Annotated in this window: 14 protein-coding genes and 1 pseudogene; 8 read left to right on the top strand and 7 right to left on the bottom strand. The window is 52.4% G+C overall.

Going from position 1 to position 12,262, the window contains the following annotated elements; genetic code table 11:
- Window positions 1-53 precede the first annotated feature (53 nt).
- The 3 genes and pseudogenes from HZB31_05145 to HZB31_05155 all read left to right on the top strand — a co-directional run bounded on the left by HZB31_05145 (window position 54) and on the right by HZB31_05155 (window position 3,517).
- Window positions 54-848, top strand: a pseudogene (locus tag HZB31_05145) (zinc-dependent peptidase).
- Window positions 849-969: 121 nt separating this feature from the next.
- On the top strand, window positions 970-2,316 hold the full coding sequence (thrC, locus tag HZB31_05150) for a threonine synthase (protein MBI5847326.1): 1,347 nt from the start codon (window positions 970-972) through the stop codon (window positions 2,314-2,316).
- On the top strand, window positions 2,309-3,517 hold the full coding sequence (locus HZB31_05155; protein ID MBI5847327.1) for a PLP-dependent transferase: 1,209 nt from the start codon (window positions 2,309-2,311) through the stop codon (window positions 3,515-3,517). The genes thrC and HZB31_05155 overlap by 8 nt, the downstream gene beginning before the upstream one ends.
- A gap of 46 nt (window positions 3,518-3,563) precedes the next feature.
- On the opposite strand, the gene HZB31_05160 is transcribed toward HZB31_05155, so the two are convergent.
- From HZB31_05160 to HZB31_05170, 3 genes are all read right to left on the bottom strand, one after another.
- Complete coding sequence (locus HZB31_05160; GenBank protein MBI5847328.1) at window positions 3,564-4,205, bottom strand: cysteine hydrolase; 642 nt, start codon at window positions 4,203-4,205, stop codon at window positions 3,564-3,566.
- A gap of 88 nt (window positions 4,206-4,293) precedes the next feature.
- A complete protein-coding gene (locus HZB31_05165; GenBank protein ID MBI5847329.1) occupies window positions 4,294-5,478 on the bottom strand; it encodes a PAS domain S-box protein in 1,185 nt (394 codons plus the stop codon).
- Between the two features lie 83 nt (window positions 5,479-5,561).
- Entirely contained in the window at window positions 5,562-5,780 is a 219-nt protein-coding gene (locus HZB31_05170; GenBank protein ID MBI5847330.1) for a hypothetical protein, read from the bottom strand.
- A 182-nt stretch (window positions 5,781-5,962) separates the two neighbouring features.
- Here HZB31_05170 and HZB31_05175 point away from each other — a divergent pair, with 182 nt between their 5' ends.
- The 5 genes from HZB31_05175 to HZB31_05195 all read left to right on the top strand — a co-directional run bounded on the left by HZB31_05175 (window position 5,963) and on the right by HZB31_05195 (window position 8,383).
- Entirely contained in the window at window positions 5,963-6,283 is a 321-nt protein-coding gene (locus HZB31_05175) for a hypothetical protein (protein ID MBI5847331.1), read from the top strand.
- Between the two features lie 41 nt (window positions 6,284-6,324).
- On the top strand, window positions 6,325-6,660 hold the full coding sequence (locus HZB31_05180; protein MBI5847332.1) for a hypothetical protein: 336 nt from the start codon (window positions 6,325-6,327) through the stop codon (window positions 6,658-6,660).
- A gap of 194 nt (window positions 6,661-6,854) precedes the next feature.
- Entirely contained in the window at window positions 6,855-7,028 is a 174-nt protein-coding gene (locus HZB31_05185) for a hypothetical protein (GenBank protein MBI5847333.1), read from the top strand.
- A gap of 80 nt (window positions 7,029-7,108) precedes the next feature.
- Complete coding sequence (locus HZB31_05190; GenBank protein MBI5847334.1) at window positions 7,109-7,411, top strand: hypothetical protein; 303 nt, start codon at window positions 7,109-7,111, stop codon at window positions 7,409-7,411.
- A gap of 63 nt (window positions 7,412-7,474) precedes the next feature.
- Complete coding sequence (locus HZB31_05195; protein MBI5847335.1) at window positions 7,475-8,383, top strand: cation transporter; 909 nt, start codon at window positions 7,475-7,477, stop codon at window positions 8,381-8,383.
- Window positions 8,384-8,437: 54 nt separating this feature from the next.
- Here the strand turns inward: HZB31_05195 and HZB31_05200 are convergent, their stop codons facing one another.
- From HZB31_05200 to HZB31_05215, 4 genes are all read right to left on the bottom strand, one after another.
- Window positions 8,438-9,604, bottom strand: coding sequence for an aminopeptidase P family protein (locus HZB31_05200; GenBank protein ID MBI5847336.1), 1,167 nt, complete (start codon window positions 9,602-9,604; stop codon window positions 8,438-8,440).
- 36 nt (window positions 9,605-9,640) lie between these two features.
- Window positions 9,641-10,114 carry a hypothetical protein gene (locus tag HZB31_05205; protein MBI5847337.1) on the bottom strand — a complete coding sequence of 158 codons (474 nt, stop codon included), beginning with the start codon at window positions 10,112-10,114 and terminating at the stop codon, window positions 9,641-9,643.
- A complete protein-coding gene (locus tag HZB31_05210; GenBank protein MBI5847338.1) occupies window positions 10,114-11,418 on the bottom strand; it encodes a phosphoglycerate kinase in 1,305 nt (434 codons plus the stop codon). The genes HZB31_05205 and HZB31_05210 overlap by 1 nt, the downstream gene beginning before the upstream one ends.
- Before the next feature lie 94 nt (window positions 11,419-11,512).
- Window positions 11,513-12,247, bottom strand: a complete 735-nt coding sequence (locus HZB31_05215) for an RNA methyltransferase (protein MBI5847339.1) — start codon at window positions 12,245-12,247, stop codon at window positions 11,513-11,515.
- Window positions 12,248-12,262: the final 15 nt, after the last annotated feature.

A 12,262-nucleotide genomic window follows, 5' to 3' on the forward strand; every position in this document is an offset into this window, starting at 1 on the left:
GCCTCGCACTCTTTATTATTTTCGCAGGGCTTTCGGTGCCCTTATTTTTTGCCCTGAAGCGGGCACTCCGCAACCGCAGAATCAGGGGGCTGACAGCAGTGCTGTTCCCTTCCAAATGGGAGGAGATACTGTTAAAAAACCTTGCGTTATACCGTCACCTTCCCGCTGAACTGCGGGAGCAGCTCCGTAACGATATCAAGATCTTTCTGTCTGAAAAGCGGTTCGAGGGCCTGGGCGGCCTCGAAATGACTGATGAGATACGCGTTACGATTGCCGGAGAGGCCTGCCTGCTTCTTCTAAACAGAGAGAACCGTGACTACCCCGGGCTAATCTCCATTCTTGTTTATCCAACTGCCTATGTGGCTGAAGAGACCAGGCATATCGGCGGAGGAGTGTACGCGGAGGGGCCATCAGTAAGGCTGGGAGAATCGTGGCAGCATGGATCGGTCGTCCTTGCATGGGACAATGTGAGGCAGGGGGGAATGAATGCGGAAGACGGCCATAATGTCGTAATTCATGAGTTTGCGCATCAGCTCGACCAGGAAGACGGCGCTGCTGATGGAGCCCCGATATTAGGGAAGAATTCCAGCTATGCGGTCTGGGCCCATATCATGAGCGAAGAATATGAACGTTTGAGATTCGGCAGCAGGCATCACAAAAAGCATGTCCTTGACGATTATGGCGCAACAAACCCGGCCGAGTTCTTTGCAGTTGCAACATAGGCGTTTTTCGAAAAACCCCGGCAGCTCCGGAAAAAGTCCCCGTACCTGTATGCTGAACTCGCTGAGTTCTACAATCTTGATCCAGGCGAGTGGGTTAAGGACAGGCCTGATCCGGAGGCATTATGAAAGCGTGGCCGAGAGTGTTTCCGGGACCTGGATTCTTGAACAACCCGGCGTGATTGTGATATCTTTTTGTTCACACCCCCTTGTGGGGTGGTAAGCAAAAAATCCATTTTCCAAGGTGCGTATGTCATACAAAGCGTGGTTTCAATGCATCAATCCCCACTGTAACGAGCGATATCCGCTCAATACCATTATCTACCGTTGCAGACGCTGTAATTCGCTTCTTGAAGTGCAGCACGACATGCAGGCCCTCGGCAGCAGGAGCGCGGGGCAATGGAAGAAGCTGTTTGAGGACCGGTACAAGTCCACTGAATGGCCCTATGGTTCCGGAATCTGGGGCAAGAAGGAGTGGGTCCTTCCCGAGCTTAGTAATGACAATATCGTTTCGTTGTACGAAGGCGGCACGAACCTGTTCTGGGCCGAGCGGTTCGGCAAGATGGTCGGTATCGACAACCTCTGGATAAAGCTCTGCGGCAACTCCCACAGCGGTTCTTTTAAGGACCTTGGCATGACCGTGCTCGTCTCGATGGTTAAGCAGATGATCAGCGAGGGTGCGCCTATACAGGCAGTTGCCTGTGCGTCTACCGGCGATACCTCGGCTGCGCTGGCTGTGTACTGCGCTGCTGCAGGCATTCAGTCGGTCGTACTTCTGCCTAAAGGCAGGATCTCTATTGCACAGCTTGTCCAGCCGATTGCAAATGGGGCACTGGTACTGCAGCTTGACACGGATTTTGACGGATGCATGGCAGTGGTCAGGGAGATAACAAAGGATGAAACGATATACCTTGCCAATTCGATGAACTCGCTCCGCATAGAGGGGCAGAAGACCGTAGGTATCGAAATTGTTCAGCAGTTCGATTGGGAAGTCCCTGATGTAATTGTTATCCCCGGCGGCAATCTCGGCAATGTCTCTGCGCTGGGCAGCGGACTGCTGATGATGCGCGACCTTGGGCTGATCACGAAACTGCCCCGCATTGTGGTTGCTCAGGCTGAACGTGCAAACCCGCTCTACCGGTCGTATCTGAAAAACTTCGAGTCCTTCGAGCCGATACAGGCCCAGAAGACCCTGGCAAGCGCCATACAGATCGGTAATCCGGTCAGCATCGAAAAAGCGATCCGTACGCTCAGGCAGTTCGATGGCATTGTGGTGGACGCGACTGAACAGGAGCTTGCCGATGCCGTTGCTCTGGGCGACATGACCGGCATGTTCAACTGTCCCCATACCGGCGTTGCGCTTGCAGGCCTGATCAAACTGCTCAAGGCGGGCAAGATAGACCGATCAGAGCATGTGGTGGTCATCTCCACGGCGCATGGCCTGAAGTTTACAGACTTCAAGGTTGCCTATCATGAGGGAACGCTGGAGTTTCCCTGCCGTTTTTCGAACAAACCGATAGAATTGCCGCCAACGGTCGGTGCGGTCAAAGAAGCACTTCAACACGCACTTAAGAAGAGGAGAGAGATAGATGCCTAACGACTCGTCAAACGCAAAGAACTGGAAGCCTGCCACTCTTGCCATCCACGGCAAAGGAAGACTTCCGAAGGCCCATCATGCAGTTTCCACGCCGATTATGCATACGTCCAATTATTATTTTGACACTGCGGACGAGGTTGAAGACTTCATGCGTGAAAAGGGCCAGGGCAGGGTGATCCGTGAGCATGAATACGCCCGGTACGGTAACCCCACCCAGCAGGAGTTCGAACGCAAGCTTGCCGCAATAGAAGGGGCCGAGCGCGCGGTGCTCTATGCATCAGGCATGGCTGCCGTGCTGCTGACCATCATGACCTTTATGAAACCGAAGGGACATATCATATTTACCGGAGACTGTTATCGCCAGACGCGTGATTTTGCGATTAACTTCCTCGGGAAGTTCGGCATTGAGTATTCCATTGTTGAGCCGACTGCCGAGGATATCGAAAAGGCGATCAAACCCGAAACCAACATTATTTTTACCGAGTCACCGACCAATCCCTATCTGCGGGTGCTTGACATACCGGCTATCGTAAAGGTTGCAAAAGCCCGCAGCATACTGACGATCATTGATGCTACACTTGCCACACCCTATAACATTAAACCGATAGAGCTTGGTGTTGACGTGGTCATCCACTCGGCAACCAAGTACCTTGGCGGTCATAACGATCTCATGGCAGGGGTGGCGCTTGGTTCTACTGCCCTGATGACCGACCTCTATAAAATGCAGCGCATGATGGGAGCAACGCCGGGGCCCTTGACCTGCTTTCTCCTTGAGCGGGGGCTCAAGACCTTCGGCATGCGCATGGAGCACCACAACAAGGCCGGGCTTGCTGTTGCCCGGATGCTGGAGGCGCATCCAAAGATCGAAAAGGTGTGGTACCCTGCGCTTGCATCGCATCCGGACCATACGATCGGCATGGAGCAGATGCAGGGCTTCGGCAGCGTCATCAGTTTTCTTGTTAAAGGCGGCAACGCTGAAACACGCAAGTTCATCGATGCCCTGGAGCTTTTCCTGATAACGCCGAGCTTGGGCGGCAGCGAGAGCCTTGTTACGCAGATGTGGGCCATGTCTTTCTTCGACTATTCAGAAAAATACCGTCAGGATATCGGCATGGTGGACAACCTGGTCCGCCTGGCGCTCGGCCTTGAGGATGTGGACGATCTTATCGCTGATCTGCAGCAGGCCCTCGACAAAATATAATGCCCCGGGCAGGGATTCGTTATTCTCCTTGTTGCGTAATCCCGGCTTAAAATTTGATTAAGTCAGATCTGGTGATGGTCACCTGGCCGGAGACCCGGGGTGCATTGGAAAGATGCCAGACCGTGTACTGCTCCGGGTAAAGGGTTTCGGCCGACAGGCCGTCTACAGGAACGATCACCTTCATGCCCCGCAGCGCCGCGCTGCTTGCCGTGTAGAGGACCGCTCCATGGGCTGCTGTGCCGGCAACGATCACCGTCTGTATCTTCTTTTCCTTCAGCAGCTTCTCAAGATCAGTTCCCAGAAATTTGTCAGGTCCTGATGTCACTGCCTGCTCTCCCGGCTGCGGAACAAGGTCAGGTGCGATATCGGCTGGTGTGGCACCGGCAGACAGACTGTAGATAACGCTGACTCCTCTGGTACGTGCCCTGTCGAGGAGCTGCTTTACCTTTGGTACCGAGGTGATGCAGCGGGGACGCCGCTGCTCATTGCAGGTCTGTTTGTTGAAATCAAGGAGAAGCAGGGCGGTTGTTTTTGGGTCAAGGCTGACCGGTTGTATTTCGGGCGCCGGCGGAACCTTCACGGTATTCCATTCATCGGTAACGGGCTGGCCGGAGGCTGCAGCATGCAGAGCGATCAATGTCATAACAGAAATCATGCCTTGAATCATGGCTTGGCGGATTGAGCCCATTCCTTCAGTTTTCATAATACCTCCCTTGTCGTTATCAGAATAGTGCAGAAGAGAAATCCATGCGTATTATCTGAGCCGGCTCAATTAATTAGGCTGCCTTCAGGTCCGGAAAAAGCAGTGCAACCGATGTGCCCGTCTCTTCCGAGCTCTCGATCCGGATGAGACCTCCTTCTTCCTCCACGATGCTCTTGGCTATCGGCAGTCCGAGCCCTGTCCCTGTCTGAGACCTTCTGGTCAGGAAAAAAGGTTCGAAGACCTTTCCTATCTTTTCCGCTGGTATGCCCTCTCCAGTGTCCCGGATTTTGATGCTGATATAGGGGGCTCCCCTTACCATCTCGCGACCAGTCATAAGAGACAATGTGCCGCCCCGCGGCATCGCATCAAGGGCGTTTGCAATGATCCGCTCGATCGCCTCCCGGACCTGTTCTTTGTCCACGCGGATCACCGGGACGTCTTCGTATATTTTTTGTATGGTAATGGACTGTCTGCGACATCGCTCTTCCCATGTCTTCAATGCTTCTTCGGCAATGCGGCGAATGTCATGGTCTTCCAGAAGGGGACTCCTGGTGCGCGAAAAGGCCAGGACGTCACGAAGAATGCCTTCCAGTCTGCTTACCTCTTCGATGATATACTCCGCATACTTCCTCTCTTTTTCGCTGTCCGCTATTTTCTGGAGCCTCCGCGCAAAGCCGCCTACAGCGGTAAGCGGGTTTCTGATTTCGTCGGCAACGTTTGCGGCGATCCTGCCAAGTGCAGAGAGTTTTTCAACTTCCGCAAGCTCTTCCCTGAGACGTTGTTTTTCGTCTTCCACCTTTTTCCGTTCGGTAATGTCCCTGATTGCGCCTACTGCAACAATCCCTCCTTCAGTCTCCAGCGGGCTCAGGCTGATATCTGCAGGAAATTCTGCTCCGTCCTTTCTTAGTCCGTATATCGTCAGATTCGTGCCCATAGGCCTGACCCGCGGCTCTTCAAAATAGCGGACCACATTTTCACGATGACTGCCCCGATACCGCTCAGGGATGAGAAAGTCGAGGTCCCGGCCGATCAGCTCATCCTCTGCATATCCGAAGAGTGCAGCGAGCTGGGCGTTCAGGAGAACGATCTTTGCATCCCTGCTCACAAAGACCATGGCATCAGGAGCAGACTGGAGTAGCTGTTCATACCGTCTCTGAACATTCAGAAACTCGGCGTGACACTGTTCCAACTCATGGGACCTCTGCCGCATCTCGGCCAGATTCTTTTCCAGTTCCTCTCGGGGCTTATAGCGTTCCATCGTAAAACCTCTCCTGCCATATTCTTGTTGCTGAATTCTGACCAAACTGGTTCATACCGCAACGAGGCCTGCTGTGCCGCCTGTTACAGATCGGTCAGCCGGTAACCGAGCTTCTCGATATTCTCTCTCGTGATCCTGAGGAGGTCTTCTTCCGGAATCTCAGTCTCGTCAAAGGTGAGAACTACCGAACCTTCTTCGGCTGAAATTGATTCGACACCTTTCATCCTGCCGATGAAATGCATCAGTGCCAGAGAGCACTCCGAGCAGAATTCTTTTTGTACTTTGATATGCGACGTCTTCATGGTGCCAGTATATCATATTCGCAAAACTGCAAACAGATCTGCTTCATTTGCAGAGTTGCAAAGGATATCTGCAGAAGAATCCTTTAAAAACAAGCCATCTAAAGTTGGCATGAAGTCTGCAAGGTATATTACAAGATCAAAACCAAAAAGTAGGCGCTTCTAAGCGAAAGGAGAATAAGAAAATGAAAACCAACGGAATGAAGAAAATGGGATTATACATCGGAGCAGGAGCAGGTCTCATGCTGTTTGCCGTAGCAGGGTTGCTTCCAGGTTCAGTGATCGGCGGGATGATCGGCATCAATATAGCAGGCAGCCTCTTTGGGCTACCTCTTGAGGCCACCATGCTTGCAAGACTTATCGTAGCAGCCTCGATGATCCTTGGCGTGTGCATGTCGGGTGCGGTAATTGTAACGGCAACCTCATCCCTTGGCTGGCTTATGGGAAATGTGGCCGAGACGTTAATGTCAGGCAGGGCAGTCGCAGCTGAAGCAGGCAGCAGATAGTCATAACCAACTAATAAAATTCGGCATAAAGGAGAACGACAATGAAAGCAAGAAAAGAGATGGTAGCGATGGGAACGAAGATCGGGGCAGCACTGGGCGGGATCGCATTTCTGGTATTTGGAGCACTTCCCGGATTTTTCTTTGGCAGCTACGGGACACTGCTGGTGCTTAAGCACCTTATGGGCGGCCCTGTTGAGCCGACGGTGATTGTAAGGATGGCCGTAGCCGTAGGAACACTTCTTGGCGTAGTCTGCATCGGGTCAGTGAGTATCGTGCTTGGGTCGGTCATCGGCACAGGGATTGGGTATGCGATAGAGGCAGTATCCTCGCCTGTAACAGCGAAAGAGACATCCGAGGCAGCAGCAAAGAGCAACTAACAACAAAGTAAAAGATAGCGCACGCAGAAAAAGGGGAGACCATAAGTCTCCTCTTTGCTTTTGTACTATCCCGATGTTTAACGTGACGTTTTCAGGCGGGATGAAATCTTTTTTGTAGTCAAAGGGTTATTTGACTCAAGGCACTATATTTGATACGATTTCCTGTGTAATCTGGCACAGAAAAGGAGAAAGTGATGGTTACCAAAAAAGCAGTGAAGAAGGCAGTAAAGAAAGTGGTAAAGAATGTTGTGAAGGCCGAAAAGAAGATCGTTAAAAAGACGGTAAAGAAGGCAAAGGCAATTGAAAAGAAGGTCGAGAAAAAAGTTGCTTCCGCTGTGAAGACGGTCAAGAAAAAGATCAGTAAGTAGCTCAAAAAAAAACGGTATATCATGAAGCACGGGAAGTTGTGTCTGAGAGTAGTGGAATACATTTGCCGGGAGGATGGAGCATGAACCTTAAGAAACTGATCATGATCGCAGTAGTTATGGCTGCTCTTATTAGTGCAGCGCAGATTGCAACTGCAGCCGAAGAAGGAGCCGCTTTCAATGCCTTGGTCGGCATCAGGGAGAACCTGCTTGCAAATGTCGGGAAGCGGGTTTCTGTCAGGATTACGACGGGTGACGCGATTGAAGGTACGGTTGTCAAGGTTGGCGATCAGGCGGTGCAGCTTGCCAAACTTTCGGGCCGTGACTTTTATGACGCGATCATCCGCATCGACAGGATCGAGGCGATCATCTTCAAGGCCCGTTAATAGACCTCTTTTGGTGCAGGATGGCTGATTTTACCTCGGAACAGATGTCCTGATCGCATCGTTATGTCACATTCCAACGGTTCAATAAAGGCGATTATGTATGCCCTGGGCGCAAACGGGGGCATTGCTTTGGCAAAGGGTGCTGCTGCGTGGCATACGGGCTCCGGGGCGATGCTGGCAGAGGCTGTGCATTCCTTTGCGGACTGTGCCAACCAGATACTGCTTCTTGTCGGTCTTAAACGGGCCAAGCGGCCCTGTAATGAAGACCACCCCCTCGGCTACGGCAAAGCGATCTACTTCTGGTCTTTTATCGTTGCCGTTATGCTCTTCAGCATGGGAGGCATCTTCTCCATCTATGAGGGTATTCACAAGATGCTCCATCCGGAAATGCCCGAATCTCCCTGGATTGCAGTGGCGGTCCTTGTCGTCTCGATCGGCCTTGAGATGGGGTCGCTGAAGGGCGCGCTTGTGGAGGTGCGAAAGGTTCAGGGCAACCGGTCATTCCTGAACTGGTTCAGAAGCAGCCGTCAAAGTGAGTTGATCGTTGTCACAGGAGAGGATATTGCCGCTCTTTTCGGCCTCTTCTTTGCGCTGATGGCAGTCCTTGCTACAATCGTTACCGCCAACCCGCTCTTTGATGCCATCGGCACGGTTGCGATCGGCGCAGTCCTTATCCTTGTGGCCGTAGCTGTCGGCATTGAGGTAAAGAGCCTGTTGATCGGTGAGAGCGCCGATCCTGAGACCGTTGCCGCCCTGCGGGAGTTTTTGTCGAAGAGGCCTGAGGTCGGAGAAGTATACAGCCTTATCACGCTGCAACTCGGCGTGGAACTGATGGTTTCGGCAAAAGTAAAGATGAAGGAGATGGGCACGGCCTTACAGATGATCGAGGATATTAACAGGGTGGAGTCGGCCCTGAGGGGCGCGTTCCCCCAGATACGGTGGATCTTCTTCGAACCTGATATAAAGGATTAGAACCCTTTGCCGGCTCTGCAGGCCTGTCGAATGGGCCTGCCTGCTCAATATATTTCAGAGATACACAATCTTGTCTGACAGTCCTGTCAGGTTTTCGCAGCTCCCTTCCCTTATTGCAAAGGTATTTTCTATGCCGACAGCCCCTTTTCCCGGAAAGAGAAATTTCGGTTCAACGGCGATGGTCTGACCTGATAGAAGCGGCGCCCTGAACTTGGGCGCAAGAACAGGCAGTTCGTCCAGTTCGAGACCAACGCCATGTCCGACAAACTTTGCCAGTTCACCGGGATGGCCCATGAAATGCTCTGCCAGTCCTGCATCAGCCGCCATGTTTGCAGCACCGGAGAATAGCTCTTCACCTATCTGGCCAGGCAGAAGCCGCTCTTTGATCCATGCCTGAATTTCGAGCGAGATGGAAAAGGCGTTTTCAAGCGTCCGATCGAGCCTGCCAAAGCAGAAGATGCGGGTCATATCAACGATATACCCGTTATAAAAGCCCCCGTAATCCACCACAATCGGAAGGTCTGCCCTGATCGGGTCAGTCGAGGGACCATACGGCGCTGCCGTCCAGTGGCCCCTGCCGGTGATCGGGCCGTCAAAGCAGCCGCTTACCGCAGCATTCTCACCGCTGACCGCAATGCCCGTAATCTCCTGATTAAAGCCACGTATACGAAGATAGCCTCCGATGCCCTGTTTCCGGAGGCGGTATTCAAACTCCGCAGCAAGGTCAATCTCCCTGATGCCGGGCTTAAGGAATTCGGGAATGGTGCTGAATGCCTCGGCAAGCAGCTGACCGCTTATCCGCATCTGATCCAGTTCCCATGCGGATTTTATTGAGCGCAGGTCGCGGTTGATCGGCGAGATGGCGCGAAATTCGCAATTGTCGAGCAGATTTCGGTAAAAATTGAAGTGCTGCATAGGCAGGACGTCATAGGTGAGCCCTATGGTCTTTACGCTGCTGCCGAAGACATCAGGCAGATCGCGGCTGGAGGGGAAGGGCCGGACATCCCTGACAGCACTTTCCCGGACTGCCCTGCTGTAACTTTTTCTGACGAGCAGGACAGGATCACCTTCGACCGGAATCCAGAGGACGCTGTTCTGCCGTGTTCCGGAAAAATAGAAGACATCGACTGCATAATGAAAGAGCGCGCCGTCAAGTCCGGCCTCTGCAATCCTTTTTCTAAGACTGACAAGCCTCAGCTCAATTTCAAGTTCTGGTGTCATATCCGGATTATTATACGAAAAGTACGTCTGTTATGCTCAGGCCCTCGGTGAGAGTCCGGCTATAAAGGTCTGCAGTTCTTCAGGCGCAAGCGGTCTGCCGGGATGTTTCATTTCAGGGCAGCAGGAAACGATGATCTTTTCAAAGAGATCCTCGGTGCAGAGAGCGATTATGCCGGCTGGCAGGGAGGCAGGAGCATCTTCAACAAGCAGAATCTCCGAATACCAGGCTTCCTGCGTGGGAGCGATGCCGGAGCAGTCCCTGCCACGGATTAATCTGGGCCGTGCGCCATGGGATATGGCCAGGCGGCTGACATTGTGTTTGAGGAGCTGCAGGCCGCGGATTACAGGATTGGAGCTAAGCCCGTGGCGGCCACGTGTAAGCGTTGAAAAACGCGTTATGTTGACTCCTGAGCAATAGACCCAGGCATTGCTGCCGCGTTCCGGTGCCTGGCGGACAACAAAATAGAGATAGTCGTTTATATATTCGTATTTCTTCAGTGGGCCGGTCATTATCTCTGACTCCTGTCTATGAGTGCCTGAACCGGTTTGAGCCCGTAAGGACTGCCCTGCTCTATAGCGGTAAGCACAGTCCCTCCGCCGGTAAAGAAATAGTAGTTTGCATTATCCATAACAGAGAGGTAAAGCCCCGGACAGAGGTCCTTGAATTCCTGAAGCGTATCGCCGCCGCCATACATCTTCAGGGCTGAACTGTTTCTGTCTATGGTCTGATCAAGGGCCTGTGAGCCTGCAGAGAAATGGGGAGTAAAGCCCATGACCGCATTGACGAAGATCGTCCTGGCTGAAGCGATAACCGAAGCGGCAGCAGGGTCTTCAAATGATGCGGGATCGATATCGAGAATATATCCGAATGAATCGCCGGCGCTGAAGTCCTTTATCGATATGGTCCGGTATCTGCCCTCTGTGCGAGATTCGAGGATGTCAGACTCGACGAGGTGAGGGAGTTCCACGATCTTTTTTCTGACCTTATCTTTTTCAACCAGTTCCTTTGCGAGTGCGATGTCCTCATCAAGTACACCTTTTATTTTTACCCCATACTTTGCGCAGAGATAGGTGTTATAGATGACGCCTCCGAGGATGAGATGGTCAACCTTTTCATAAATGGCAGAGAGCGGCCCGATCTTTGTATCGTATTTTGACCCTGCCACAACCGCAAGGAACGGCCTTTCCGGGGAGAGAACCCTGTCAAGATTCAGGATCTCCTGCTGCATCAGAAAACCGGCATAGGAGGGGAGATGGTTGGTGATCGTATAGGTCGATGCGTGCGGCTGCCACGATCCGAAGGCGTCGTTTACATAAATATCGGCAAGACCGGCAAGCTGAAGTGCAAAAGTCTCTGCTGCTCCTCCCTTGGCCTCTTCGCCCTGGAACCAGCGCGTATTCGGCAGATAGATACCGCCGAGTCTTCTTTCCTTCAGTTCCCTGATCGCAAGATTGATCGATGTGTCGATGCCGGTAATCCCTTTCTCAGGATCAGCAGAAATTCTGGGAATGTGGATCTTCGTATGCAGTTTCTGCTCAAGATACTGCACAATCGGTTCTACGGATTCCTCAGGCCTGCAGACGATGGCCCCTGATTTTTTGTCCCGCGGCCTTCCGACATGGGTCATCATAATTGGCCTGCCTCCCCGCTCTACGATATGAAACAGGGTGCCGATCGTCCTGTCGATTCTGAAGGGGTCGCGTATCTCGCCGTTTTTAACTACGTTATGATCGAAGCGGACCAGAACGATCTTTCCGTTGAGGTCCGCCTCCTGTATCAGGGGCAGCCTGCGCTCTTTCTGAGTATTGATCATGGTTACCTCATGGATTGGAATTCAGAGAAAAATCATTCCGTCTTCGTTAAAGTGTATTGTTTCAAATGTCACATGTCAAACAGATTGCGCATCTTTATCCGTGGCCGTCCTTTATGAGGCCTTCTTCTATCTGCGAGATAATGCCATGCAGCATGCGCGCCTCCCGCTCGGTAATCCCGGTTCTGGCCATGAGCCGCTTCAGGTTCGTCATAATATATTCCTCTCCATATCGGATGCCCTTGGCCTTATACCCCGCCAATTTCATGATCTTTCGGAGCCTTTCAAAAAGACCGCCGAACTTTTCGCTGCTGATGACGGCAGGTGCGGGTGCCATTGAGTGGTCTCCGCTGGAAAGTTCATAGGCAATGAGAAGAACCGCCTGGGCGAGATTGAAAGAAGGATGTTCAGGGGAGGAAGGGATTCTGATCATGAAGGAGCATGCCGAGCTTTCTTCGTTGGTGAGCCCCCTGTCTTCTCTTCCGAAGAGCAGCGCAATGCGGTTATGTTTAGAAAGACTCCTGATTTTTGACGCCGCATCGCGAACAGGATATACCAGGCCGCGTTTCTTTCCGGGTCTTCGCGTAGTGCCGATGACTACGGATTTTTCACATAAGGCAGTTGCCAGCTCGGAATGGACTTTAGCGCGGGCGAGGATGTCTTCTGCTCCGTGGGCAAACCAGCCGGCTTCTTCAGAAGGGAATTTCCCCGGCCTGATCAGTTCGAGTCGTGAGAACCCCAGATTTTTCAGGGCACGGGCAGAAGCACCGATATTTCCGCTCTCCATCGTCTCGACAAGCACGAAGGAGACATTCTCTTTCCAGTTCTTCATAAGACTATTCCGCCT

The organism is Nitrospirota bacterium (assembly GCA_016235245.1).
GTDB lineage: Bacteria > Nitrospirota > Thermodesulfovibrionia > Thermodesulfovibrionales > UBA6898 > UBA6898.

What these genes read in the sequence shown, in the direction of transcription:
- thrC (MBI5847326.1), top strand. Translation starts at nt 970, where the DNA reads ATGTCATACAAAGCGTGGTTTCAATGCATCAATCCCCACTGTAACGAG.
- HZB31_05155 (MBI5847327.1), top strand. Translation starts at nt 2,309, where the DNA reads ATGCCTAACGACTCGTCAAACGCAAAGAACTGGAAGCCTGCCACTCTT.
- HZB31_05160 (MBI5847328.1), bottom strand. Translation starts at nt 4,205, where the DNA reads ATGGGCTCAATCCGCCAAGCCATGATTCAAGGCATGATTTCTGTTATG.
- HZB31_05165 (MBI5847329.1), bottom strand. Translation starts at nt 5,478, where the DNA reads ATGGAACGCTATAAGCCCCGAGAGGAACTGGAAAAGAATCTGGCCGAG.
- HZB31_05170 (MBI5847330.1), bottom strand. Translation starts at nt 5,780, where the DNA reads ATGAAGACGTCGCATATCAAAGTACAAAAAGAATTCTGCTCGGAGTGC.
- HZB31_05175 (MBI5847331.1), top strand. Translation starts at nt 5,963, where the DNA reads ATGAAAACCAACGGAATGAAGAAAATGGGATTATACATCGGAGCAGGA.
- HZB31_05180 (MBI5847332.1), top strand. Translation starts at nt 6,325, where the DNA reads ATGAAAGCAAGAAAAGAGATGGTAGCGATGGGAACGAAGATCGGGGCA.
- HZB31_05185 (MBI5847333.1), top strand. Translation starts at nt 6,855, where the DNA reads ATGGTTACCAAAAAAGCAGTGAAGAAGGCAGTAAAGAAAGTGGTAAAG.
- HZB31_05190 (MBI5847334.1), top strand. Translation starts at nt 7,109, where the DNA reads ATGAACCTTAAGAAACTGATCATGATCGCAGTAGTTATGGCTGCTCTT.
- HZB31_05195 (MBI5847335.1), top strand. Translation starts at nt 7,475, where the DNA reads ATGTCACATTCCAACGGTTCAATAAAGGCGATTATGTATGCCCTGGGC.
- HZB31_05200 (MBI5847336.1), bottom strand. Translation starts at nt 9,604, where the DNA reads ATGACACCAGAACTTGAAATTGAGCTGAGGCTTGTCAGTCTTAGAAAA.
- HZB31_05205 (MBI5847337.1), bottom strand. Translation starts at nt 10,114, where the DNA reads ATGACCGGCCCACTGAAGAAATACGAATATATAAACGACTATCTCTAT.
- HZB31_05210 (MBI5847338.1), bottom strand. Translation starts at nt 11,418, where the DNA reads ATGATCAATACTCAGAAAGAGCGCAGGCTGCCCCTGATACAGGAGGCG.
- HZB31_05215 (MBI5847339.1), bottom strand. Translation starts at nt 12,247, where the DNA reads ATGAAGAACTGGAAAGAGAATGTCTCCTTCGTGCTTGTCGAGACGATG.